This window comes from Metabacillus herbersteinensis (assembly GCF_042433335.1).
Classification (GTDB): Bacteria; Bacillota; Bacilli; order Bacillales; family Bacillaceae; genus Metabacillus; species Metabacillus herbersteinensis.
In genome coordinates this window covers 80369-105550 of the sequence record NZ_JBHLVO010000009.1, presented here as the reverse complement: position 1 = coordinate 105550, position 25182 = coordinate 80369, and the positions used below count along the sequence as shown (strand labels likewise).

The following is a 25182-nucleotide window of genomic DNA, read 5'->3' as shown; positions in this document are numbered from 1 at the left end:
GGGTTAGTAGTTGGTTGGAATGAAAAAATAACAGATTCTAACTAAGTCCTAATCTACTAAAGAATAAATTTAAAGGAGTGTAGCTGGATGTATATGAAGATTAAAAGATTAATAGATATTATTCTTTCTTTAATTGGACTTATTGTATTATCACCGATTTTTTTAATTTTAATTATTGCTATTAAGCTCGAATCAAAAGGTCCTGTACTGTTTAAGCAAAAGCGTATTGGAATCAACAAGACCCATTTTAATATCTTGAAGTTCCGCACTATGAGAATAGATACACCTAAGGACACTCCAACTCATTTATTAGAGAACCCAGAGCAGTACATTACTAAAATGGGTAAGTTTTTGAGAAAGACTTCACTTGATGAATTACCACAAATCCGGAATATTTTTGTTGGTCAAATGAGTATTATTGGGCCAAGACCAGCACTTTGGAATCAGTTTGATCTTATCGCAGAGCGGGATAAGTATGGTGCTAATGATGTACCGCCTGGATTGACGGGTTGGGCACAGATTAATGGTAGAGATGAGCTTCCTATTGAGATTAAGGCAAAGTTGGATGGGGAGTATGTTGAGAAGATTAGTTTCTGGATGGATGTTAAGTGTTTCTTTGGGACCATCGTAAGTGTTGTGAAGAGGGATGGTGTGGTTGAAGGTGCGACTGGAACTAAAAGGGAAGTTGCAAGTACTAAGGAGAGTATTTCTAAATGAAAAAGATACTAATTACTGGGGAAAATAGTTATGTAGGTAAGAGCCTTGAGAAATGGCTTGGAAAATATCCTGAAAGATATTCAATAGATTCGATTAGCTTAAGAAATGATTCATGGAAGGAAAAAGAGTTTTCAGAATATGATGTTGTATTTCATGCTGTCGGAATAGCGCACATAAAGGAAACTAAAGAAAATGCGGATCTATATTACAAGATAAACCGTGACATGGCTTATGAAGTTGCTCAAAAGGCAAAAGGCGAGGGTGTTCAGCAATTCATATTTTTAAGTTCTATGAGTGTTTATGGAATTGAAACTGGTGTGATAGATAAAAATTCTCCTCTCAAACCCAAGACCAATTATGGGAAGTCTAAGCTTCAGGCAGAAGGTTTAATTAAAACTTTAGCAGATGAAAAATATAATATTGTAATTGTTCGTCCACCCATGATATATGGCAAAGGATGTAAAGGGAATTATAGTAGATTGGCAAAGATGGCACTGAAATTCCCTTTATTTCCAAGTATTGAGAATAAGCGCAGTATGATTTATATCGAAAATTTATGTGAATTTTTAAGATTTTTAATTGATGATTCAAAGAGTGGGATATTCTTCCCCCAAAATAAGGAATATGTGTGTACTTCAGAGATGGTTAAGATAATAGCAGAAGTACATGAGAAGAGAATTAGAATGATAAAATTACTTAATCCTTTGTTAAGATTAATAAATACTAGCACTTTAAATAAGGTGTTTGGAAACTTGTATTATGATAAAGAAATTTCTAATATTAAGAAGCACTATTGTCTCCTTGATTTTAAATCTACAATTTCAGAAACGGAAAAGAGGGTTAAAAAGTGAAGAAAGTACTGTTCGTTGCTACTGTGGTAAAAATGCATATAGAGGTATTTCATATCTCTTACTTAAAATGGTTCAAGGATAATGGATATGAAGTACATGTTTGTGCAAAAAACGATTATGAAAAAAAAGAGAACTGTGACATCCCTTACTGTGATAGATATTTTGACCTCCCATTTGAACGTTCACCATTAAATTTTAAAAATATAAGTGTTTACAAGCAACTTCAGAACATAATTGAGTCTAATGATTATGAAATTATTCATTGTCACACTCCTATGGGTGGAGCTTTGACAAGATTAGCTGCAATCAAAGCTCGTCGAAAAGGTATGAAAATTATATATACAGCTCATGGTTTTCACTTTTTTAAAGGTGCTCCAATAAAAAACTGGTTGATTTTCTATCCAGTAGAACGCTGGCTGTCTAGATACACGGATATCCTTATTACTATAAACAAAGAAGATTATGATATGGCAAGTAGGTTTAATGCAAAAAAAATGGCTTATGTACCTGGTGTTGGAATCGATGTCAAAAAGTTCGAAAAAGGAAATGTGGATCGAGAGAAAAAAAGAAACGAAATTGGAATAAGGAATGAAGCAGTTGCTTTACTATCAGTTGGAGAACTTAGTAAAAGAAAAAATCATGAAGTCGTGATTAGGGCTTTGGCAAGAATAAATAATCCTAACATTATTTATTTTATATGTGGTCAAGGAGATTTAGATGGATATTTGCAGAAAATTTCTAAAGAGTTGAATGTTGATGTTAGATTTTTGGGTTTTAGAAAGGACATATTTGAGATATGTGCAGCTACTGATATATTTGTCTTTCCTTCTTATCAAGAAGGTTTACCGGTTGCCTTAATGGAGGCCATGTCTGCTGGGTTAGCAGTAGTTTGTTCCCGAATAAGGGGTAATACTGACTTAATTGAAAATGGTGCAGGTGGATATTTAGTTGATCCAGGAGATATAGACGGATTCAAAGAGAAAATAGAGACATTGGTTAATAACAAACAGATGTGTATAGATATGGGAGATCATAACATTAAGGTAGTAAAGGAATACGACAAAGAAGTTGTTAATAAAAAAATGGAAAATATATATCTTAGAATGTAGAACCATATGTAAACTTAATGTTGTTACTTTAAAACTGTTGGTAGAATTGAAGCAAATTCATATTTTGCCGCGAAAGACAGTAGAGGATCATGGAACTGTTGCTGCAACGAGTGTAGTAACAAAATACGTTAAAATTGTACAGCTTATTATGGGTTCACCAGCGAGAAAAAACATAAATTTACCAAAAGGCCATTTGTTAAGGAATAAAAGTTAAAATATTCATTGAGGAGATTTTATGAAAATTGCATATGTAGTAGCTGAAAATTTAAGTAAAGAACATGGGGTTTCTAAAAAGATATATAACCAGATAAAGTTCTGGACAGAATCAAAACATGAAGTGAAGTTATTTTACTTTTCTAACAAACCATTAAATTCGATGTTTAAAGAGATAGAGCACACGGTTATAAACTACAAAAGCAGAATAAATTTTGTGTTGGGTAATAAAAGTATTATACCTATAGAAGATTGGCAACCTGATATAATTTATTTTAGATCTTATTTGTTTACCAATACTTTTAATACAATGGCTAAAAAATTTCCGACTATAATGGAAATAAACTCAGATGATGAACAGCAAAACAAAATACACATGCCTTATTTTGCTAGATATTTCGATAAGCTAACAAGAAAAAAATTAATAAAAAATGCCGCAGGTTTCGTCTGTGTAACAAAGGAACTAGAAAAAAATATACTATATATAATCTTCCAACTGTTACTATTCCTAATGGAATAGTTCTACCATTTATCGGGAAAAGTCAGAATGAAGAAGAAAATGAAAGATTACAGGTAGTCTTTTTAGGCTCGCCCAATCAATCTTGGCATGGGCTTGATAAAATAAATGAACTTGCAATCAGGACTCCAGAATTTGACTTTCATATTGTTGGAACCAATGAAATTGCAAATCCTCCAATAAACCTTAAACAATATGGATATTTAAAAGAGGAAGAGTATTTGCAAATTATTAAAAAAAGTGATGTGGCAATTGGAAGTTTAGCACTTCATAGGAATAATATGAATGAAGCTTGTCCATTGAAAACAAGAGAGTATTTAAAATATGGCCTTCCTACAATTATTGGTTATATAGATAGTGATTTTATAGACGCGGATGCACCCTTTCTACTAAAATTGACAAATGAGGAAGAGAGTATAAAAAAAGGGTTATCCAGTATTAAACAATTTATTTATGACTCAAGGTCTATTACAATCCAAAAAAGTGATGTTCAACATATATTTAATGATTATAAAGAGAAAAAGAGATTGGAATTTATGACAAAATTATTCGATAAATCGTAGTTTTAATTTATTCAGAAATTTCTCTAGCTATATGGAAAGGAAATAAAAAATGGTGATTTTGTTAAAGGTATTTATATCAATACTTATTTTAGTATGTTCTTTTCTCTTTTTTAAAAAAGCAAATGGGACTTTACGAATAAATAGACTAACACCTCTATCACTAATATTTTACTATAATTTAGTTCTACTTTCATTTGTCGGAGCTAGTTTAATGTATATTGGTTTTACTAGTCATCCGGATCTTAGGCATATTTATAGTGAAAGATTATATTTGATAACTTTTTTGTGTACTTCTTATGTGCTACTATCATTGCCATTATTTATTATTATGTTTAATAAAATTTGGAGAATTGATCCAAAAATACTTTTTATTAAATACTTAGATAAACCATTAAAACCGACATTTTCAATAAACGATAAATATATATATTATCCTTTATGGGTTATTACTATTTTGTCATTTTTTATAACAATTTATTTACTAATAGGTTCGCCATTACTCGATTTCTTATTAGGAAAAAGTGTAAATATATCGCAGAGTAGAATTGAATATAGTAGAGGCTCTGGGGGTTCCGAACTCATTAGAGGTATCTTTGGAAACGGATTTCTACCACTTTGTTCTTACATTGCATACAGTTATATGAAAATGTATAAAAAATTCCAATGGAAGATAATGTTTTTTATCTTGTTTGTTAACTCAGCACTAATATATGGTGCTAGTATGTCTAAGTCTGCGATTGCTTTTTACATCCTTAGCTTCATTCTCTTAAAAGTGCTAATTGAAGGTAAAATTTCAAATAAACAAATAATAAATTCAGCTATTATAGTTACTTCAGTTGTATTATTAATGTATATAGTTACTAATGAAAATTTTATTGATCTAGTATTGGATTATGAAACATTAATATTTGGTGGGGGACCAATTGGGAGAATGATATTTGGTCAATTAGTAGGGTTTGTAAATACTTTAAATGTTTTCCCTGAATACCATTCATTTTTATTTGGTGCAGATTTTGCCTTTCTCCGTTTTTTGGGAATGGATTTTATAGACTCTGCTAGAGTTGTAATGACATTTGTTAACCCAGCTGGAATAGAGAGGGGAACAGTTGGGGTAATGAATTCTCTCTTTATAGCTGAGGCATATGCGAATTTCGGCTATATTGGGATAGCCTTTGCACCTTTTATTGTTGCGCTTATATTACAATTTTTCACATTGCTATTGTATAAACTGCCAAAAACGCCATTGGTTACTGGTTGGTGGATATATATCATGTTCTTGTTTTCACAAGGTATTACCGGCGGGCTTTTTTCGGAGTTTATTTTTAACACTAGAGTTATAGGTGTTACCTTCCTCACTATTTTATTGTATTTTTCTGGTCACATTTTGCATTCTATTTTTGGAAGAAAGTTATAACTAATTGAACTATTCCGAAAAAATAATTTATTATAGCATCATTGATGCTAGACAAAAAAATGTACACTTCAAAGACATAGTTCACTTGGTAAGTCAGAGAAAAGAAGTATCATACACTATTAGTTGAGACTGCTAGTAAAATTAATAACAGTTTGTCAGAGCTTGTTTTTAACAGCTTTCTGTAAATATCATATAGTGAAGGCAAGCCTTTAAAAGATCAAAGTATTAGTACTAGGTGTTAGGAACTTTAGAAGGAAATTAGAGTACCTTTTTTGAAAAATTATTATAGATAAAGTAAATAGGATAAAGATTGATTAGGGTGTAAAAAGGCCAAGAAATTTCAAGTATTTTAGACAGTCTATAAATAATGTCTTTAAATGACGAAAGTTAAATACTTTAATCTCCTAAGTATTGGAATTATTGAAGTTGATTGTTCAACTTTTTAAAGTGAAACTATAAAAAGTTGCCTTAGAAAAATTTGACTATTGCTTTAGCGATATTCTTTAATTTACTAATGAAGTAGTGTGCTATCAAAATAGTCGAAAGGAAATAAAGGATGAGCTATAAAAAAAACATTGCAAGTAATTTATTGGCACAAGTAATTAGAATTATATTAATGTTTTTAACCAGTATTTTAGTTGCAAGGGTACTAGGAGCAGAAGGTCGAGGGTATATTACTTTTATAATTCTAATTTTTGGCCTAATTGCAAGTTATGGTCATTTTGGTATTAATCATGCAACTGCATATTTTCAAAAGCGTTCAAATTATAGTCAGAAGGAGATATTCAACAGTAATATTAGTATACTACTTATCATTTTTAGTATTATAGCTTCTTTAGTATTCATTTTAAGAATACAATCATTAATTCTAACAGATTACAGTTTTGACTTAATCATAATAGGATTATCATATGTATTAATTAATTTTATTATTATTACAATACAAGAGTTTTATGTTGGAAATGAAAGAATTGTAGAAATTAATAAGTTCTTATTGATAGGTGAAAGCTTTATATTTTTAACTACAATATTATTAAGTATTACTGAAGTTTTGAGCGTTAGAAATTATCTAATTCTATTTGTGGTTTCATCATTATTGAGGATGCTTTTTTTTGTTAAAGGATTAGGCATTAATTTTAAATTTTCTATAAATGCCACTTTGATAAAGCAAGAAATAAAATATGGTTTTGTTGCTTATCTATCGGCATTATTTATTTTTTTAAACTATCGTGCCGATCAATTCCTTATCAAATCAATGTTAGGTATAGAGTCGCTTGGAATTTATTCAATTGCAGTAAACTTAGCTGAACTGGCATTTTTGGTTCCAATGAGTGTAACAAGTGCTTTAACAGGGAGACTATACAACATTAATAATGAAATTGAAGATAAAAAATTTATTATTTACAGTACTATAAAGTATACCTTTTACATCGCAATGATAGTTTCAATAATTGGGATGGGGATGACACCACTTATACCTTTCATTTACGGCCAAAGTTTTAGTGATGCATCCAATATAACTTTTGTTCTGTTTATTGGAATAATTTTTGCTTCTATTGGAAAAGTTTCTTATGCATATTTTATTACAGAGGGTCGACCAATTATTCACACGATAGTAACAGCTATAACATTATTATGTAATATCATATTAAACATTATTTTAATACCATATTTAGGAATGATGGGAGCTGCTTTAGCCTCGACATTATCATATTTTATATATGGTTTATTATATATAATAATTTTTGTTACAAAAGAAGGATTCACAATTAAAGAATTATTAGTGCCGGAAAAGAAGGATTTACTACTTTTGTTCAATGTTTTAAATGTAGTAAAAAAAACTAGATAATAGGTAAGGTGGTGGAGAACATGACTAAAGTAAACTTATCATACAACAATGGCTTTATGTGGAAAAACTTTAAAGGAGTTAGTTTTAAAGGTTATTTTTTTGATAACACAAATCCGAACCTGTATTTTAATATAAATGAATCTTCTGAGTTTGGTTTACAATTTGAACAAAAACTACCTCATTTAAATGGTTTTTTTTCAGTCATATATGAAAAAGACGGAATACTTTTCGCATCAGTTGATAGGTTAAGGAGTATTCCTCTATTCTACTGTAAAACAAGTGATGACTTTTTAATTAGTGATAATCTTTCATGGATAAAAGAACAAATTGGTGATGAGCAAATTGATGATGTATCTTCAGAAGAATTTTTACTAACTGGTTACGTTACTGGTACAGATACACTATATCCTAAAATAAAACAATTACAAGCCGGTGAGAGTTTAAAATATTCCTCGAACTCTCATAACCTAGAAGTTGAAAGTTATTTTGAACTAAGGCATCAAGAACCCTCCCAATTTTCAAGTGAAGAGTTAATAAGGGAGTTGGACACAATTCATATCTCCGTATTTAAAAATTTGATAAAAACATTTAAAGGTAGGCAAGTTGTAATTCCCTTAAGTGGGGGGTATGATTCAAGGTTAATTGCAGTTATGTTAAAGAGGTTAAATTATAAAAATATCATATGTTTTACATATGGTAAGCCAGATAATGCAGAGGCAAGAATTTCAAAACAAGTAGCAGATGAACTTGGTTTTAAGTGGTGTTTTGTCCCTTATAATGAAACAAAATGGAAGAAGTGTTACGAAAGCAAAGAATATAACCAATATGTAGACTTTGCTAGCAATTTTTCATCTTTAGCTCATATACAAGATTTTCTTGCTGTTAAAGAGTTAAAGAAACTGAAGATTATTAATGATGACGCAATTTTTGTTCCTGGACATGCTTATGATTTTTTGGCAGGCAGCCATATTCCTGCAAATTTCGTTAAGAGTGTGCAATTATCTGACAATGATTTACTGAAAACTATAATCAATAAACATTATAATTTATGGAGGTGGGATAGGTCTAAAAGAGAAATAAATAAAAAGCTTGTTCTAAAACTAAAAAAACAAATTGGTTCTAAACTGTATAGTAACAATGCAGAAGTTGCAGATGATCTTGAAAAGTGGGATTGGCAGGAACGCCAAGCAAAATTTATTTGTAACTCTGTTCGGGTATATGAATACTTTGGGTATGAGTGGAGACTACCATTGTGGGATAACGACCTTATTTCTTTCTGGAGTAAAATTCCAATGCAACTAAGAATAAATAGAGGTTTATTTTTTAAATACGTAGAGGAAAAACAGCAATTTAATGCAATTGAGAAAAATAAAAAATCAATTAAAACTATTAATATTTTAAAAAATAAGATACCTAAAAGTGTTTACTTAGAAATGTATAGAATAAAGTCAATCTTGTATGATGAGCAAGGTTGGTTTGGTATTTATAGTACAAAAATGAAACTAAGATATTTTGTTAAAAAAGGTTCAAGTGTTAATTCTGTTTTGACTTTAGAGTTTTTAAAGAAGTGGTATTCGGTGCCTGTCACTACACGAAATATGTCGAAAGATAACAAGAAGTCTTAAATCGGTTCAGTGTACTTTCTGCTAGACTATAGTTAGGTAAACGTCAAATAATGAACGCATTTCCGTAGTTCTAGAGAAACGGGAACTGAGCCCTATGACTTTAAAGTGTGTTAAAGAATACCAAGGAATCAGTGAGAACAAGGTTAGAAAAATACAAGTGGACAAATATAACTTAAAAAGTGACTTTTCAGAGAACCCATCCCTGTTGCATATACAAATTGTAGTAAGTAAAAGAGAGAAAAACGATATGTACTAATAGCTGTTGCAGTAACCTGTTACGTTGGATTCGTAACCGATGTTTGTTTTACCCAAGTAGGCTATCAAGTAACAAGTGCAGATTTAGAGTTCAAGTGCCTGTCAACCCTCGGATTTGATATTTATTTCGGGAGTTATCTGACTAAGCTACTTAAAGAGCACTTATGCGGTTTTAAGAAGCTTTATTTTTTTCTTTACTATTGGAAATGATGGAGTTAGGATGCGTTTATAATGAGTCACGAGGCTATTAAGGTATCAATGCCTGCTGTTAACTTTATTCTTGCGTTTACAAACAGATTCCGAAGGCCGCAAAACAACCACTAAGAGACCGAACAGAATGATCTAGTATTTTTTGGGAATGATTGTGATATTTTATATTCAATTGAGAGTGATGAAATTTTAAAATCAGTTTTAAGAGAGTTGGACTGTTTGAAACACCACAATCTATTTTATAATGGGAAAGCAGTAGAGCATATATGAAAATCTATATAATAGGGTGAAACTAAAATATGAAAGTAATAACAATCATTGGTGCTCGACCACAGTTTATAAAGGCGGCTCCTTTTTCAGAGGAATTTAGAAAGTATGGCGAAGAGATTTTAGTTCATACCGGTCAGCATTACGATACTAATATGTCTGATGTATTTTTCAAAGAACTTGGTATCCCAAAGCCGAACTATCACTTAGGGGTAGGATCAGGTAGTCATGGGTTACAAACTGGTAGGATGCTAGAAAAAATTGAAGAAATTCTAATTAAAGAAGAGCCAGTTGGAATTCTTGTATATGGTGATACCAATTCAACATTGGCTGGTGCATTAGCTGGTAGTAAGTTACACATTCCTGTTTTCCATGTTGAGGCAGGGTTAAGAAGTTATAACAAGAGAATGCCAGAGGAACAAAACCGGATTCTTACGGATCATATATCTGAATTGTTACTTTGTCCAACAGAAACAGCGGTTAACAATCTAAAAAAAGAAGGAATTACTAAAGGAGTTATTAATACAGGAGATTTAATGTATGATACTGTTCTTCGAAATATTAATCTCTCAAATAAATGGTTTGATAACGGTGTTTGGTTAAAAGAACTAAAAGAAAACTATGGGTTAGAAGCAGATCTTAAAGAAAAAGATTATTATTTAGCGACAATTCATCGTGCTGAAAATACGGACCAACCTGAAAAATTAAAAACAATTTTTAACACATTTGAAAAACTGGATAAGCCAGTTATAATCCCTTTACATCCACGAACTAAAAAGATATTAGAAGCGCACAATATAGAGCTGAAAAATACGAAAGTAATTGAGCCAGTGGGTTATCTATTAATGCTATATTTAACAGCAAACTCATGTATGGTTGTTACTGATTCTGGTGGTCTTCAAAAAGAAGCCTACTTCTTAGAAACTCCTTGTACTACTTTAAGGGATCAAACAGAGTGGGTAGAAACACTAGAAAATGGATGGAACCAGTTAAGTAGCATTAATGTGGATTCAATTTTAGAGAAAGTTAATAGAGAGCTAACTTGTTTCAACCATCCTCAACCTCTATTATTTGGAGATGGACAAGCTGCTAAAAAAATCTGTAATTCAATATTAAATAGAGGGAATTAAAATGACTAAAATAGCAACGAGTAGTAATTTAAAAGATAAGTTATTAACTAAAACGGCACAATACTCGGAGTAATAGGACTAGGTTACGTTGGACTTCCCCTAGCTGTAGAGAAAGCAAAAGCAGGGTATAAAACCATTGGATTTGATGTGCAGGAATCTAAAATTAAGATGGTTATGGAAGGGAAAAACTACATCGGAGTGTGGTTAACGAAGATCTAGAAGAAATAGTACAATCTGGCTTGCTTTCAGCAACTACAGACTTCGCTCAAGTAGCTAACGCAGATTGTGTTTGTATTTGTGTACCAACCCCATTAGATAAACATCAACAACCAGATATTAGTTATGTTAAAGCTTCAGCTGAAAGTATTGTACCCTTTATGCATAAAGACATGTTAATTGTTTTGGAATCAACTACTTACCCAGGAACAACTGAGGAAGTATTAAAGCCAACATTAGAAACATCAGGACTAAAGTGTGGAGAGGACTTTTACTTAGCATTCTCGCCAGAACGTGTTGACCCTAGAAACATTACTTTTAAGACTAAAAACACGCCAAAAGTAGTTGGCGGTGTAACCGAAGCTTGTACAGAGATTGCTGGAACTCTTTATGAAAGTATACTAGAGGCTCCAATTCACCGTGTTTCATCTCCTGCTGTAGCAGAGATGGAGAAAATCTTAGAAAACACTTATAGAAATATAAATATCGGTCTAGTAAATGAATTATCTATGCTAAGTAATAAAATGGGGATTAATTTTTGGGAAGTTGTCGATGCAGCGAAGACTAAGCCCTTCGGTTTCCAAGCATTTTATCCTGGTCCTGGATTAGGTGGCCATTGCATTCCACTAGATCCTTATTATTTATCTTGGAAAGCAAGGGAATATGGTTTTCATACATCAATGATTGAGTCTTCAAGGGGAAGCGCGGGGACGGTTCTTTTGCTTCCTTCCTAAATTCACCATTTATTTTTAAACGCCAGTCACTACTTGTTTTTTCTTGTTTTACAGCATTGTTCGACAGGTCCTTTTACTAATTCCTAGCACTCACTGCATGCTCTCTCCATATAAGAAAACGAGTTCTCTTGGTCTGGAAAACCAATTCACCCAAGAACATGAAAATTAATTAATAAATTAGATATTAAATTAGACAATGTAACACTAATTAAATCTGTTGGTTACTTAATGATGTTATACCTGACTGCAAATGCTTAAATGGGTGTAACAGATTCTGGTGGCCTTCAAAAAGAAGCATACTTTCTTAAAACACCATGTACAACAATAAGAGACCAAACTGAATGGATTGAAACTTTTGAAAATGATTGGAATGTTTTAAGTTCAACTAATGGTGATACAATCCTAAACTCTGTTACAAGGCCTCTAGACTGCTTGCAACACCCACAACCTATGCTATTTGGGAATGGAAAAGCTGCGGAGAATAATTGCAATGCTATATTAAAAGGAGGAAACTAAAATTATGAATTCCGTTACTATAACTAGTAATTTGAAAGAAAAATTATTAAACAAAACTGCAACTCTTGGAGTTATAGGGCTAGGATACGTAGGCCTACCGTTAGCTGTTGAAAAAGCAAAAGCTGGATATAAAACAATTGGTTTCGATGTTCAAGAGTCGAAAGTGATTATGGTAAATAAGGGGGAAAACTATATTGGTGATGTAGTCAATGAAGATCTCCAGGCTCTAGTTACAGATGGATATCTTCAGGCTACTTCTGATTTTGGAAAAGTAGCCCAAGCAGACTGTGTAAGTATTTGTGTTCCAACTCCTTTAGATAAGTATCAACAACCTGATCTCAGTTATGTAAAAGCCTCAGCAGAGAGTATTGTCCCTTACATGCATAAGGACATGTTAATTGTGTTAGAATCAACAACTTATCCTGGAACAACTGAAGAACTTTTAAAACCGATACTTGAGGAATCTGGCTTGAAATGTGGCGAGGACTTCTTCCTTGCGTATTCTCCGGAACGTGTAGATCCTGGTAACTTGAACTTTAAAACAAAAAATACACCTAAAGTAGTGGGCGGATGCACAGATAGATGCACAGATGTTGCAGCAGCTCTATATGAGAGTATTTTAGAAGCGCCTATTCATCGTGTATCTTCACCAGCAGTAGCAGAGATGGAAAAAATTCTTGAAAACATATACAGAAATATTAATATTGGCTTAGTGAATGAACTTGCAATTCTTAGTAATAAAATGGGGATTAACTTTTGGGAGGTTGTTGACGCTGCAAAAACAAAGCCGTATGGATTCCAAGCATTCTACCCTGGACCAGGACTTGGAGGGCATTGTATTCCACTAGATCCATACTATCTTTCTTGGAAGGCACGTGAATACGGTTTTCATACATCAATGATTGAATCCTCTATGATGGTTAATGATCGGATGCCTGAATATTGCGTAGAGAGAGCAAGCAAAATCTTAAATAGAAACAAAAAAGCTATGAATGGATCTAGAGTCCTGGTACTTGGTGTAGCTTATAAAAAAGATATAGAAGACTATAGAGAAAGTGCTGCTCTTAGGGTAATTGATGAATTAGAAAAAGAAGGTGCAGATGTTACTTATTTTGATCCTTATATATCAGAGTATAATAATCATGGAAAATTTAAAGAGGGCGAAACGAAATTAACAGTTGAGCTCATTGAAGAAGCAGACTTGGTTATGATAACAGCAGATCATACAATGGTTGATTATTCCCTCGTACAACAGCACGCAAAAGCTATTTTTGATACGAAAAATGCAATGAAAGATATAACGAATAGAGAAAATATAGAGTTGCTATAGAAAGGTTTCCATTAGGACCTCTTCCTTAATTAATTATTTAAAGGAATAGATAAGGAGAAATTAAGATGCAGTATTTTGTACATGAAAGTAGCTACATTGATGATGATGTAAAGATAGGAGAAGGAACAAAGGTATGGCATTTTAGTCACATCCATTCTGGTGCAGAAATTGGAGAAAAATGTTCAATTGGACAGAATGTAAATGTATCTAATAACGTTAAAATTGGCGATGGAGTAAAGATTCAAAATAACGTTTCCGTATATGAGGGTGTGGAAATAGAAGATTATGTGTTCTGCGGTCCATCTATGGTGTTTACTAATGATTTAACTCCGAGAAGTAAATATCCAAAGGGAAGTACTGCATATAAAAAAACGTTAGTTAAATATGGTGCTTCTATTGGAGCAAACGCAACGATTGTATGTGGTAATACTGTTGGCAGTTGGGCAATGGTAGCTTCTGGTGCAGTAGTTACAAAAAATGTTCCAGATTATGCCCTTATGGCAGGTGTACCTGCAAAACAGATTGGTTGGGTTTGTGAATGTGGCCTTCCTTTAAAGGAAGATTATAGTTGTAAAGAGTGTGATAGATCTTACGAATTAATAGAGGGTAGTTTAAATGAAATAAAATAAGAGGAAAGAGGTAGAGTATGGAGTTTCGTGATTTAAAGACTCAATATAATAAGTATAAATCAGCTATAGATGATGCTATTCAAAATGTGTTAAATAGCGGCCAATATATAGGCGGAAAACCAGTAAATGAACTTGAAAAAGAATTAGCTGAATACGTAGGTGTTAAGCATTGTATTACATGTGCTAATGGAACAGATGCTTTGTCATTGGTTTTAATGGTTTGGGATGTAAAAGAAGGTGATGCTGTTTTCGTACCAGATTTTACATTCTTCTCAACGGGAGAAGTAGTATCATTTAACGGAGCGACTCCTGTTTTTGTAGATGTTGATGAAAAGACTTTCAATATTGATCCTGATAAGCTTACACAATCAATTGAAAAAGTGAAAGAAGAGGGAAAATTAAATCCTAAAGTAATTATACCAGTTGATCTGTTTGGGCTCCCAGCTAATTATGATGAGTTAGAAAAGATTGCTAAACAGTACGATTTGCTTGTGTTGGAAGACGGTGCACAAGGATTTGGTGGAAATATTAATGGTAAGATGGCCTGCAGTTTCGGTGATGCTGCAACTACTTCCTTTTTCCCAGCTAAGCCTTTAGGTTGTTATGGAGACGGCGGAGCAATCTTTACAGATAGTGATGAAACAGCTGAACTGCTTCGTTCCTATAAAGTGCATGGAAAAGGTGAAAACAAATATGACAATGTAAGAATTGGTGTTAATTCCAGACTTGATACCATGCAGGCAGCTATCTTGCATGTAAAATTACATGCATTTAAAGAACATGAACTTGATGGAGTAAATAGAGCTTATCAACTGTATAGTGAAAAACTGCAGAATATTGTGGAAACACCTTTTATTCCAGAAAGTTATTATTCCAGTTTTGCCCAATATACAATCAAACTTGAGTCAAAAGAACAAAGGGATGCTTTACAGGCTAAGCTAAAAGAAAATGATATTCCAAGTATGATCTACTACACTAAACCAATGCATCTTCAACAGGCATTCGCAGACCTATCATTCGAAGAGGAAAATTTTGCTGTAACCAACAAACTTTGTGATACTGTTCTTTCACTTCCAATGCATCCATATCTAAAAGAGGAAGATATTACAAAAGTATGTGATGTAATACAAGAATTCATGAATGCTTAAGCATAATATCTGAAAAGGGAAGAGGTTCGTTATGAATTTTGCAATTGTCGGATGTGGCTTTATAGCAAAAAAGCATGCAGCAGCAATTCATAAAATTGGTGTTGCAAAGCTTGTTGCTGTATAGTTTTGCGTGCCTGTGGTCAAGCCCCCTGAAAATAGACACTAAAAAAATTCGGTTAAATAGAAAATGTTAATCTCAAAAATTATATAAATAGTTTAAAAAGAGTACACTAAAAAAAGCTTAAACAATGAAATTTTTAAACTGCTTTTTTATATAATGTTAGATACTCTTTTGGAGATTGATATCCTACTCTTTTTTGACTACGCTTTTCGTTAAAATAGCTTATATACTTTAGTAAATCGCTTTCTAGTGTTTCGACAGAGATGGTAGGAAAAAAACAAGGTACTTCTACTTTAAGCGTGGAGAAAAAACTCTCTATCACTGCGTTATCCCAACAGTTCGCTTTTCTAGACATACTAAGGGTAAACCCCAGTTCTTTGCTCCATTGAAAGTAGGCAAATGATCGATAGACGTTGCCTTGATCACTATGATTCGTTATTCCCTTCAACGAAGAGAGTTTACGATTCTTTTTTGCTTTCAGCAGTGTTTGTTTGATTAACTCTGCATTTGGACTAGCACTGACTTTTAAAGCGAGTATTTCGCGATTAAACAGGTCCATTATAGCGGAGACATAGAGCTTACGCCCCTTTATGGAAACCTCGGTTACATCGGTTACCCATTTCACATTGGGCATCATTGCTTGGAAGTCTCTTTGCAGCCTATTTTCGTAGATATATCCGGCAGATTGAATCTTTCTTGTATGGGTGATTTTTGGCTGACGAACCGTAGCTTTGAGATTGATTTCTCTCATCAACCGAGCGACTCTCTTGTGGTTGACTCGAGTGCCTTTCTTCTTTAAATAAGAGGCAATTCTTTTGGCACCGTAAGTGCCCTCATGTAGTTTGTAGGCTCTTTTAATTTTGGTAATTAATCGTTTATCACTAGAAGAAAAGGTTGGTTTAGGACGCTTTAGATAGGCGTAATATCCACTCTTTGATGCATTAAGAATCTGACATAGTAATGTAACGGGATACTCCTTCCTCAAAGCAGAAATACCATCGTATTTCTTATTTATTCGTTCTCTTTCAGAAAGGCCTGGAACTTTTTTAGGATGTCGATCTCCACATCTTTCGCTCTTAAAGTTGATTTAAGCTGTTCTATTTCTTTTTGTAATTTTAATGTATCATTCGTTTTGGATTTATCTAATTTATAGAGGCTATCTGGCCCATGAAGTTTATATTTTTTTGCCCAATTAAGGATCGTATCTGGGTCAACGTTAAGTTCATGCGCCAGCTCACTAGAAGTTTTAAAACCATGTAAGTAATCTTTGGCAGCACTAATTTTAATTTTGGGATCTAAGTGATGTTTACGATGTTTTTTATTCATAAGAAAATCCCCCTTTCATTCAAGTATACCACCGAATTATGTCAGTCTACTTGTCTATTATAAGGGGGTCGACCACTGTCACCACCCGATTTTTCTTGTTTCACAGAAATGTTTCACAGCAGGGAAAGAAGTAACGATCAAACCTACGGGGCAGATCGCTACTTCTTTTTTTGTTTTACGATGGTTCCTCTGGAAGCATGGGGACTGTTCTCTTGCTTCCAATTGGTTTGGAGTGGATTAGATTAGTAAATTAAATAATTAATTTGGTGTTAAAAATTGAGGCATTAGGAGTGGAGAACCTGATCATAAACAAGCATTTTCCTTAATAGAATACCTCAAGAAGGCGGCTGATTGGCTCTTTTTTAGTTTCGTATCGCTGGGCGATATAACTTGCAAATAAATTTAAAAACCTTCATATTTAATAGAAGAGGTGGTCCGATATGCGACGTGATATACAACCCAATGAACGAGCTTTCTCTTCCAAGGAAGTGGGAGAAGAAGTGGGGATTGCAACTCCCACTGTTCGAAAGTATGGACAAATCTTAGAGAAGAATGGATATGAGTTTTTGAAAGATGGCGATCGACGTATCTTTGTTCAATCTGACATCGTAGCGCTTATAGCGTTACGCGATACGGACAAGCCCCTAGACGATACAGCTAAAGACATTGTATATCAACAAAAAGAAAGATTAGAAGAATCCAATGAAACAGAGATTGCGATACCCGATACATATGAAAGTTTACCCCACGACCCCAATCAATTAAAAGAGGTCTTAATGTTTTTAGTCAATGAACTCGAAGCCACACGTGAAATGAATGTCCAACTGACAAACGATATGTCACAGCTTAAAACAAAGGTTTCCGGACTCCAGCAAGATCATCATGTTATAAGTTCTAGTATTGGAAATTCAGCGCAAAAAACTAATGCTAAAATTGAAAAATTAACTAAACAACAAAATACCCAATACGAAACATTGCTGCAACAAGAAAAACAAAAAAGTGAACTCTTACAAAAAGAAATACAAAATATGCGGGACGAACAAAAAAAAGAATGGAGTTCACAAAATGATTTTAATAAACGTTTAGAAGAAGTGATACAAAAACCTAAAGAAAAATGGGGTGGACTTTTCTCCATATTCCGAAAATAAGGTACCTGTTAAGGTTTTTTGCTTAATGATCGATAAAAGCATTGGGATGCCAATCCACAAAACTTGAATAAAATCATAGTGCCACCATATTTGATTCGCATAGCTGAAACACAGAAATATGAAAGAGCATTTCATCATTTAACAGGATTTGTACCTGCTTTGTAAGAGCTCGGCGATACCAATGTATCGGACGATCTAGCAAAAGCAAACGAAGGTTGAATGGAAATTAATAGATATTTGTTTAAGCGATATGTATCTAAACAAAATACACGACTTGAAGCAATCAAAAAAGGCATGGTTTGATAAAATGTGAGGCGGTTGAGAACCTCATTCAAAAACAAGAGTCACCCTTATATAGAGTTGCTCCAGAAAGGAGATGATCGGCTCATTTTTTGTTTCGTATCGCTGGGCGATATAACTTGCAAATAAATTCAAATCCTTTATATTTATTAGAAAAGCAGGGTTCGGTATAGCGCTTATAGCGTTACGCGATACGCACAAGCTCCTAGACGATACATCTAAAGACCTTGTGAAAAGAAAGATTAGAATGATCCAATGAAACAGAGATAGCGATACCGATACATATAACACTTTATCCCACTCAATTTAAAAGGTTTCATTACCTTTTCTGGAGTCTCCTTTACGATATTCAAGTAGTAAATTTGCGTTAATGACTATTTAAATCTAAGGCAACCAAATCAAAAGTAGAAATTCCTTTGTTCCGACTATTCGGATTCACCATTTTTCAAATTTCAACAATTTCCCGAGAAATATCTACAAATTCTGAGTAGATATCGACAAAATTAGAAGCTTCTAAATAGCGATTTGTTTTTGCCTGAAAAGAAAGTAGACATCCTATTAGTATTGGGTGCCTGTGGTCAAGCCCCCTGAAAATAGACACTAAAAAAATTCGGTGAAATAGATAATATTAATCATATAAATAGTTTAAAAAGAGTACACTAAAAAAAGCTTAAACAATGAAATTTTTAAACTGCTTTTTTATATAATGTTAGATCCTCTTTTGGAGATTGATATCCTACTCTTTTTTGACTACGCTTTTCGTTAAAATAGCTTATATACTTTAGTAAATCGCTTTCTAGTGTCTCAACCGATATTGAAGGGAAAAAGCAAGGTATTTCTACTTTAAGCGTGGAGAAAAAGCTCTCTATCACTGCGTTATCCCAACAGTTCGCTTTTCTAGACATACTAGGGATAAACCCAAGTTCTTTGCTCCATTGAAAGTAGGCAAACGATCGATAGACGTTACCTTGATCACTATGAATCGTTATTCCCTTCAACGAAGAGAGTTTACGATTCTTTTTTGCATCCAGCAGCGTTTGTTTGATTAACTCTGCATTTGGACTAGCACTGACTTTTAAAGCGAGGATTTCGCGATTAAACAGGTCCATTATTGCGGAGACATAGAGCTTACGTCCCTCTACTGAAACCTCGGTTACCCATTTCACATTGGGTATCATTGCTTGGAAGTCTCTTTGTAGCCTATTTTCGTAGATATATCCGGCAGATTGAATCTTTCTTGTATGAGTGATTTCTGGCTGACGAACCGTAGCTTGGAGATTGATTTCTCTCATCAACCGAGCGACTCTCTTGTGGTTGACTCGAGTGCCTTTCTTCTTTGAATAAGAGGCGATTCTTTTGGCACCGTAAGTGCCCTCATGTAGTTTGTAGGCTCTTTTAATTTTGGTAATTAATCGTTTATCACTAGAAGAAAAGGTTGGTTTAGGACGCTTTAGATAGGCGTAATATCCACTCTTTGATGCATTAAGAATCTGACATAGTAGTGTCACGGGATACTCCTTCCTCAAAGCAGAAATACCATCGTATTTCTTATTTATTCGTTCTCTTTGAGAAAGGCCTGGAACTTTTTTAGGATGTCGATCTCCACATCTTTTGCTTTTAATGTTGATTTTAATTCGTTTATTTCCTTTTGCAATTTTACTGTATCTTTTGATAGGTTTTTAGCTAATTTATAGAAACCATCAGCCCCATGAAGCTTATGTCTTTTTGCCCAATTAAGGATCGTATCGGGGTCGACATTTAATTCTTGCCCCAACTGAGTAGAATTTTTACTACCAGCTAAATACTCTTGAGCTGCCTTAATTTTTATTTCGGGATCTAACTGATGTTTACGTGGTTTTTTATTCATTACAAAATCCCCCTCTGTATTCAAGTATACCACCGAATTATTTTGGTCTACTTGTCTATTATAAGGGGGTCGACCATTGGTCACCACCCGAATTTGTCGAAGATTGTTAGGTTAGTAGATTGGAAGATCGTGATAGAATAGAGATGCAACTTAATATTGTGAGGGTGGTTGGTTGTCATTCTTCTTTCCGTTATGGAAGGAGGTGATAATCATGGAAACATTTCTTGAATTTCTACGAGAAGTTCTGAAGGGGATTGTGCGGGAAGTAAGTGCATATTTCTTTCGGAAAAACGTATTAGAAAACAAGAAAACCACCCCGCGCCGTAGGAAGCAAAAGGGTGGTTCTCGAAAATTCAAATAATTTTTGACAACCATCGCCCTGACGGTAGAGGTTGCAGGGAGAAGTGTTAGCGCACTTCTCTTTTTAGTATATTCACATTATACACGAAATAAACCTTGAAATAAAGTAAACTGGAGGAAGCACGGGGAAGGTTCTCTTGCTTCCATTTTTAATAGTTGGGGTATTACTGAATCAACTATTTTAGGTTATGTGTCATAGGTTATCTGAAAATGAATTAGTACTTATAATTTTGAATCATACAATACCATAACTCTTAATACACAATTGGGTATAAGTAATTATAGCTGATTCCACGTCCTGTAGGTAACAATAGAATGAATGGTGTGTCTACTTACATTAAATTCCTTTGCTAGTTTCCGAATTGAATTACTTTTAGCGTTGGTGTAAAGATCCCTAATTTCCTTGACGTTTTCTGCTGTTAGGTGTGATCGACTATTATGAGTTTTGAGGATTAATGGATGATCCTGTTTTAATGTATCTATTTTTTGACCAAGTAGCGTTTTTTTAATTTTTTCCTTAGTAGATTCCGCTCTAGCCTTGCCCAACTTAGCTTTAGACAACTTTTCTTTATGTTCCTCTGTCAGTTTCCTTCCCTTCATTGCTGCGCTTATCTTTTCACCTTTAGAGGTTTTTTTCATGAGGTTCTCCTATGAAATTTAAGTGGTTTTGTGTGACTATTTTTTTACGTATGATATAAAAGGTACTATATATATCCTATTTTTCTCCTAATCAAAGTTATCTATGCTAGTTACTTGAATATTTTGTCATGTAGAATCCTTCCTCTAAAGCTGCAATCTTCCCATTGAAGTTGCCTTTACTATCAACTGTTGCTTTACCGAGGTATTTGCTTCCGTTGTACACATAAATTGTAGGGCTGAATTCAGGTTTTCCGTGCATGGTCACCCGAATTTTTTTGTTTCAAATCAGGAAAAGGAGGAACGCTCTGGTATAGGTTGAGGACCAGATTTGCGTGTATGTCACAACAATCTTTCATATATCTTTAAACGATCTTAATCTTCCGTTAACATTCTTCTTGTACACTTTAATAGACATTAAAATGATCTTTCATCATTGGACTTTACTTAATGATAAGTAGCCTACTGAAACAGAATGAAAAAAGGAGGATTTGAAAATGAAACAAACTTTTTCCGTCGTGTTGACCTTTACTTTACTAGTGAGTATTTTTACTGTTATGAATGGAGTAAGTGCAAAAGAGAATTCAAGAAACGTAACTGTCCTTTATTTTAATGATGCCCATGAAATTAGTCCTGTCGTGAACTCCCACGGAGATCGTGGAGGAGTGGCTCGGCTTCAAACAGTAATTAACAAGGTAAGAGAGGAAAATAAAAAGACAATTGTGACGTTCGGAGGCGATCTTGGAGGAGGAACGCTTTTTGGTGGTGTTTTTCAGGGTTACCCAATCGTCGAAGCTTTTAACAAAATGAATATTGATCTTGCGAACTTCGGGCAACATGATTTTGATTTTGGTTCAGAAATTACAAAAGATTTAGTAGCTAATTCCGACTTCCAGTGGATATCCTCCAATTTAACGGATGCAGGAGGAAACCCTTTCGCTGATGTACCTACATACAAGATTTTCAATTTAAAGGGAATTAAAGTAGGGGTCATCGGCCTAACAGATGATATGTATACAACAACTCAAGATGGGCAAGTTATCCAGCAGGATTTGATTTCTTCAGCAGAAAAAGCGGTTAAAAAGATGAAAGAAACGCGACAAGTTGACGCTATTGTTGCGCTAACCCAGGAGTCTCTTGAAAAAGACAAAATGCTTTTGGATGCAATTCCGGATATTGACGCTGTGTTTACAGAGGAAAAAGCGGAAGGCCAATCCTTTATCTACCCTCATGGAGACCAGTTTATCCTAGCTCCCGAAGGCAACATCGGTTCCGTTATTCGCCTAGATATTCAAAAACACAAGAATGAAATTGAACTTCAGCCAGAAGTTATTGAGGTAGATCATACGGTGGAGGAAGATGAGGATATGAAAGAATTCGCTGACCACTATCAGAATAAATTGGAAAGTGAACTAGGAAAAACCATTGCCACAGTAGAGACACCACTGTTGTATGGTGAAGACCATCAATCAAGATATCAGGAAACAAATATTGGGAATTTCGTGGCTGACAGCTATCGTTCCTATTACAATGCAGATATCGGATTGATGGTGGGCGGCGGTATCCGTTCAAGCGTCGATACAGGAGACTTTACTCTTCGGGATGCTTATACAATCCTCCCCTTCAGGAATAAAGTTGTGCTAGCCAAAGTGAAAGGAGAAACGATCCGCGCGGCTTTGGAAAATGGAGTATCTAATGTAGAAAATTTATCTGGTAGATTTTTGCAGGTTTCCAAACTGAATTATTCATATGATCCTGCCAAACCTGTTGGAGAACGTGTGACAGAAATCTTAATAAATCAAGAACCTATTCAGCTGAATAAAGAGTATCTCGTCGCAATGCCAAATTATATGTATAACGGTGGGGATGGATATGATTTTAGTGGCAGTGAAGCGATTGTTGGTGAAGAAAATGCGCGTACTGATGCTGAGGTATTGATTGAATATGCTAAGTTCTTAGAGGTTATCGGGGTTAAAGTGGAAGGTAGAATTACCGTGCTTTAGTGAAGCATGGGGATGGTTCTCCTGCTTCTCAAAAGAGACACCAGAAATCAATCTGGTGTCTTTTCAATTTATTGTCATTTATTAAAAAACACTAAACAATAAAGCCCCGCCAATCACGATAAGTATAATAAGCAGAATAAAGAATAGAATAGCAAGCCCTACAATGATCCAGCCTACTAATTTCCTTCCTGTTTGGATCAAGTAAATCCCTAGGACAAGTGGTCCGGAAGCACAGGGACGGTTCTCTTGCCCGTCCTGTTACCTTTTTCATGGTTGTCTACTCCTTTAAATCAGGTATGTAAATGACGTCAAGTAGTTTTGAACAAGTTTTGCATTATATTGAACACTTTCTGCTCGTCTTGCTCAGACTACCCAATTTAGGGAGGCAGGTATGTTAAAAAGGCATAACTTCCTTCTGATTCTTAAGCTCCATATTTTCGGCTTGTAACCTTATGTTTTCCACTGATACTCACGAAGAAGCAGGGAGACTCCGAGTTGAAAATCAATTGGAATGAATACTTTTTGTAGTTTCTTCTGGTGTTTGGCTACAATCTTTCGAATATTTGATTCGATCCTTTAAAGGTATATTCAGTGACTAATCTTTAATAAATTCTAGCAACTGTGTAATGTTGTTTTCCCCAAAGCTTTAGATCATCTTCTAGGCACTGGTCAATCATCGTCAAGACTCGTTTGGTCTCATCTTATTTCCATAAACCTTTTGCTGAGAACAGTTGAGGGAGATTTAGTTTGTTTACTATATTTACTTACGGTATTTCTTGAAATATCATGTTTTGTCGCAATCTGCCTTTCGGAAAGTCCTGATTACTCTAAAGGCTTTACATTTTGAATAGCAAACGGGTTTTGACGAAGCTGACTAATAACCACATTAACTTTGTTTTTTAATTTAGGTGGTAATTTTTCATAATACTTAACAGCAGGCTTTCTACCCTTACAATTCAACCTTATTTCTATGTCGCTTTTTCTGCGTAGTGTATAATAATCAGACCATGAAGTATATAGTGTAAAGTGTTCTTAGGAGTTGGACCACATCTGTTTGAAGTAATGATTCTTCATAATTCACTTCAAATCTTTGTTCTGTCCATTGAAAAAAACACTGTGTATTACCTATAATAAATGTAATACTCACGATCAAAATAGAATACAAGAACAAGTATATAAAAGAGGGTTGATTACATACTGCTCGACTAGTGTGAGAAAATTTAAAACTATTGGAAAATTAATCTGTTGACGATCAATTTAACTTAAAGGATGGGTAGTATGAAACCACTTTACATACGAGTAAAAGAGATGATTGCTGAAAACATTCAAGGAGGAAAATTAAAGTCAGGAGATCGCCTTCCTTCTGAGGTTGTGCTTGCAACAGAATTCGAGGTAAGCCGTGAAACGGTAAGATCTGCCATTCGCCTCCTTGAAGAAGAGGGGAAAGTGTATGTTAGACATGGTGTAGGCACTTTCGTTGTAAACCCTCTCCCCTACACACCAAGCAGCTTAGAAAAACTAATGAGTGTTACCTCCATGATTAAGTATGCTGGCCTTGAAGATGGTGAAAAACGTGAAAAAATAAAGATCACCCAACCTTTACCTGAGTGGAGTACCCTTCTGCAGCTTCAAGGTGATGAAGAGGTCATTATACACGAGCGAATTCGCACAGCAAATGATGAGCCAGTTGTTTTTTCAAAAAACATATTACCGCAAAATCTTGTAAATGAAAGCATGATAAATAAAGGCTCTATCGGATCACTTTTCAACTATTTAAAAGAAGATTGTAAAATAGATATTGCAAAGGCAACAACAGAAATTGTGGTCCCACTGCATACAGATCGAAATTGTCAAAAACTTCTCATTCACCCCGAAACCACCGTTCTATTACTAAAGCAGCTTCATTATGATTATCAAAATAGGCCGGTTTTGTATTCTCTCGATTACTTCCGAAATGATATTTTTAAATTCACTGTAAACAGAACAAGATAAAAGGTTAATTTAAGTCTCTTAAAAATGAATAGCAAACGAAACCGATCAATGCTAATGTGACTGATCGGTTTTTTTATTTTTCATAGAGGTATAGACAACTGATGATGGATATGAGTAAAAATAGAAAGGATAAGTT

General features: G+C 34.1%; 22 protein-coding genes and 1 pseudogene. 18 read left to right on the top strand and 5 right to left on the bottom strand.

The features are described from left to right. The first annotated feature begins 87 nt into the window (after positions 1-87). From ACFFIX_RS12720 to ACFFIX_RS12655, 14 genes and pseudogenes are all read left to right on the top strand, one after another. Positions 88-717 carry a sugar transferase gene (locus ACFFIX_RS12720; protein ID WP_378934455.1) on the top strand — a complete coding sequence of 210 codons (630 nt, stop codon included), beginning with the start codon at positions 88-90 and terminating at the stop codon, positions 715-717. After that, a complete protein-coding gene (locus ACFFIX_RS12715; protein WP_378934453.1) occupies positions 714-1568 on the top strand; it encodes an NAD-dependent epimerase/dehydratase family protein in 855 nt (284 codons plus the stop codon). The genes ACFFIX_RS12720 and ACFFIX_RS12715 overlap by 4 nt, the downstream gene beginning before the upstream one ends. Then, complete coding sequence (locus ACFFIX_RS12710) at positions 1565-2677, top strand: glycosyltransferase family 4 protein (protein ID WP_378934451.1); 1113 nt, start codon at positions 1565-1567, stop codon at positions 2675-2677. The genes ACFFIX_RS12715 and ACFFIX_RS12710 overlap by 4 nt, the downstream gene beginning before the upstream one ends. 235 nt (positions 2678-2912) lie before the next feature. Beyond that, positions 2913-3410, top strand: coding sequence for a hypothetical protein (locus ACFFIX_RS12705; protein ID WP_378934449.1), 498 nt, complete (start codon positions 2913-2915; stop codon positions 3408-3410). Between the two features lie 218 nt (positions 3411-3628). Further along, positions 3629-3970 (top strand): hypothetical protein, encoded by a 342-nt coding sequence (locus tag ACFFIX_RS12700; RefSeq protein ID WP_378934447.1) that lies wholly within the window; start codon positions 3629-3631, stop codon positions 3968-3970. 211 nt (positions 3971-4181) lie between these two features. Beyond that, positions 4182-5384: an O-antigen polymerase gene (locus tag ACFFIX_RS12695; RefSeq protein ID WP_378934445.1), complete on the top strand. Its 1203-nt coding sequence runs from the start codon at positions 4182-4184 to the stop codon at positions 5382-5384. A 556-nt stretch (positions 5385-5940) separates the two neighbouring features. Beyond that, positions 5941-7233 (top strand): oligosaccharide flippase family protein, encoded by a 1293-nt coding sequence (locus ACFFIX_RS12690; RefSeq protein WP_378934443.1) that lies wholly within the window; start codon positions 5941-5943, stop codon positions 7231-7233. 20 nt (positions 7234-7253) lie between these two features. After that, positions 7254-8858: an asparagine synthase-related protein gene (locus tag ACFFIX_RS12685; RefSeq protein ID WP_378934441.1), complete on the top strand. Its 1605-nt coding sequence runs from the start codon at positions 7254-7256 to the stop codon at positions 8856-8858. 764 nt (positions 8859-9622) lie between these two features. Then, the gene (gene wecB, locus ACFFIX_RS12680; RefSeq protein WP_378934439.1) at positions 9623-10720 is read left to right on the top strand and encodes a non-hydrolyzing UDP-N-acetylglucosamine 2-epimerase; all 1098 of its coding nucleotides are present in this window, start codon (positions 9623-9625) and stop codon (positions 10718-10720) included. 1 nt (position 10721) lies between these two features. Beyond that, a pseudogene (locus tag ACFFIX_RS12675) lies at positions 10722-11631 on the top strand (nucleotide sugar dehydrogenase); the annotation flags it as partial. A 297-nt stretch (positions 11632-11928) separates the two neighbouring features. Continuing rightward, a complete protein-coding gene (locus tag ACFFIX_RS12670) occupies positions 11929-12186 on the top strand; it encodes a UDP-N-acetylglucosamine 2-epimerase (protein WP_378934437.1) in 258 nt (85 codons plus the stop codon). Between the two features lie 4 nt (positions 12187-12190). Next, positions 12191-13516 carry a nucleotide sugar dehydrogenase gene (locus tag ACFFIX_RS12665; protein WP_378934434.1) on the top strand — a complete coding sequence of 442 codons (1326 nt, stop codon included), beginning with the start codon at positions 12191-12193 and terminating at the stop codon, positions 13514-13516. Positions 13517-13581: 65 nt separating this feature from the next. Then, positions 13582-14145, top strand: a complete 564-nt coding sequence (locus ACFFIX_RS12660; RefSeq protein WP_378934432.1) for an N-acetyltransferase — start codon at positions 13582-13584, stop codon at positions 14143-14145. A gap of 17 nt (positions 14146-14162) precedes the next feature. Beyond that, positions 14163-15293, top strand: coding sequence for a DegT/DnrJ/EryC1/StrS family aminotransferase (locus tag ACFFIX_RS12655; RefSeq protein WP_378934430.1), 1131 nt, complete (start codon positions 14163-14165; stop codon positions 15291-15293). Between the two features lie 257 nt (positions 15294-15550). Here the strand turns inward: ACFFIX_RS12655 and ACFFIX_RS12650 are convergent, their stop codons facing one another. Continuing rightward, a complete protein-coding gene (locus ACFFIX_RS12650; protein WP_378934428.1) occupies positions 15551-16399 on the bottom strand; it encodes an IS3 family transposase in 849 nt (282 codons plus the stop codon). A 26-nt stretch (positions 16400-16425) separates the two neighbouring features. Continuing rightward, positions 16426-16740: a helix-turn-helix domain-containing protein gene (locus ACFFIX_RS12645; RefSeq protein ID WP_378934426.1), complete on the bottom strand. Its 315-nt coding sequence runs from the start codon at positions 16738-16740 to the stop codon at positions 16426-16428. A gap of 440 nt (positions 16741-17180) precedes the next feature. Between ACFFIX_RS12645 and ACFFIX_RS12640 the strand changes: the two genes are divergently transcribed. Beyond that, complete coding sequence (locus tag ACFFIX_RS12640) at positions 17181-17888, top strand: SH3 domain-containing protein (RefSeq protein WP_378934424.1); 708 nt, start codon at positions 17181-17183, stop codon at positions 17886-17888. 986 nt (positions 17889-18874) lie between these two features. On the opposite strand, the gene ACFFIX_RS12635 is transcribed toward ACFFIX_RS12640, so the two are convergent. Together ACFFIX_RS12635 and ACFFIX_RS12630 are read right to left on the bottom strand one after the other, a co-directional pair. Next, positions 18875-19810, bottom strand: coding sequence for an IS3 family transposase (locus tag ACFFIX_RS12635; protein ID WP_378934565.1), 936 nt, complete (start codon positions 19808-19810; stop codon positions 18875-18877). Continuing rightward, entirely contained in the window at positions 19741-20055 is a 315-nt protein-coding gene (locus ACFFIX_RS12630) for a transposase (RefSeq protein ID WP_378934422.1), read from the bottom strand. The genes ACFFIX_RS12635 and ACFFIX_RS12630 overlap by 70 nt, the downstream gene beginning before the upstream one ends. A 211-nt stretch (positions 20056-20266) precedes the next feature. On the opposite strand from ACFFIX_RS12630, the gene ACFFIX_RS12625 reads away from it, so the two are divergent. Next, the gene (locus tag ACFFIX_RS12625; RefSeq protein WP_378934420.1) at positions 20267-20416 is read left to right on the top strand and encodes a hypothetical protein; all 150 of its coding nucleotides are present in this window, start codon (positions 20267-20269) and stop codon (positions 20414-20416) included. A gap of 278 nt (positions 20417-20694) precedes the next feature. Here ACFFIX_RS12625 and ACFFIX_RS12620 read toward each other — a convergent pair whose 3' ends face one another. Continuing rightward, positions 20695-21054: a helix-turn-helix domain-containing protein gene (locus tag ACFFIX_RS12620; protein WP_378934418.1), complete on the bottom strand. Its 360-nt coding sequence runs from the start codon at positions 21052-21054 to the stop codon at positions 20695-20697. A gap of 494 nt (positions 21055-21548) precedes the next feature. On the opposite strand from ACFFIX_RS12620, the gene ACFFIX_RS12615 reads away from it, so the two are divergent. Together ACFFIX_RS12615 and ACFFIX_RS12610 are read left to right on the top strand one after the other, a co-directional pair. Then, positions 21549-23054, top strand: a complete 1506-nt coding sequence (locus ACFFIX_RS12615) for a bifunctional metallophosphatase/5'-nucleotidase (RefSeq protein ID WP_378934416.1) — start codon at positions 21549-21551, stop codon at positions 23052-23054. Between the two features lie 1278 nt (positions 23055-24332). Continuing rightward, entirely contained in the window at positions 24333-25046 is a 714-nt protein-coding gene (locus ACFFIX_RS12610; protein WP_378934414.1) for a GntR family transcriptional regulator, read from the top strand. Positions 25047-25182 lie beyond the last annotated feature (136 nt).

Coding starts and splice junctions, on each gene's coding strand:
- ACFFIX_RS12720 (WP_378934455.1), top strand. CDS start 88: ATGTATATGAAGATTAAAAGATTAATAGATATTATTCTTTCTTTAATT.
- ACFFIX_RS12715 (WP_378934453.1), top strand. CDS start 714: ATGAAAAAGATACTAATTACTGGGGAAAATAGTTATGTAGGTAAGAGC.
- ACFFIX_RS12705 (WP_378934449.1), top strand. CDS start 2,913: ATGAAAATTGCATATGTAGTAGCTGAAAATTTAAGTAAAGAACATGGG.
- ACFFIX_RS12695 (WP_378934445.1), top strand. CDS start 4,182: ATGTATATTGGTTTTACTAGTCATCCGGATCTTAGGCATATTTATAGT.
- ACFFIX_RS12690 (WP_378934443.1), top strand. CDS start 5,941: ATGAGCTATAAAAAAAACATTGCAAGTAATTTATTGGCACAAGTAATT.
- ACFFIX_RS12685 (WP_378934441.1), top strand. CDS start 7,254: ATGACTAAAGTAAACTTATCATACAACAATGGCTTTATGTGGAAAAAC.
- wecB (WP_378934439.1), top strand. CDS start 9,623: ATGAAAGTAATAACAATCATTGGTGCTCGACCACAGTTTATAAAGGCG.
- ACFFIX_RS12670 (WP_378934437.1), top strand. CDS start 11,929: ATGGGTGTAACAGATTCTGGTGGCCTTCAAAAAGAAGCATACTTTCTT.
- ACFFIX_RS12665 (WP_378934434.1), top strand. CDS start 12,191: ATGAATTCCGTTACTATAACTAGTAATTTGAAAGAAAAATTATTAAAC.
- ACFFIX_RS12660 (WP_378934432.1), top strand. CDS start 13,582: ATGCAGTATTTTGTACATGAAAGTAGCTACATTGATGATGATGTAAAG.
- ACFFIX_RS12655 (WP_378934430.1), top strand. CDS start 14,163: ATGGAGTTTCGTGATTTAAAGACTCAATATAATAAGTATAAATCAGCT.
- ACFFIX_RS12645 (WP_378934426.1), bottom strand. CDS start 16,740: ATGAATAAAAAACATCGTAAACATCACTTAGATCCCAAAATTAAAATT.
- ACFFIX_RS12640 (WP_378934424.1), top strand. CDS start 17,181: ATGCGACGTGATATACAACCCAATGAACGAGCTTTCTCTTCCAAGGAA.
- ACFFIX_RS12630 (WP_378934422.1), bottom strand. CDS start 20,055: ATGAATAAAAAACCACGTAAACATCAGTTAGATCCCGAAATAAAAATT.
- ACFFIX_RS12625 (WP_378934420.1), top strand. CDS start 20,267: ATGGAAACATTTCTTGAATTTCTACGAGAAGTTCTGAAGGGGATTGTG.
- ACFFIX_RS12620 (WP_378934418.1), bottom strand. CDS start 21,054: ATGAAAAAAACCTCTAAAGGTGAAAAGATAAGCGCAGCAATGAAGGGA.
- ACFFIX_RS12615 (WP_378934416.1), top strand. CDS start 21,549: ATGAAACAAACTTTTTCCGTCGTGTTGACCTTTACTTTACTAGTGAGT.
- ACFFIX_RS12610 (WP_378934414.1), top strand. CDS start 24,333: ATGAAACCACTTTACATACGAGTAAAAGAGATGATTGCTGAAAACATT.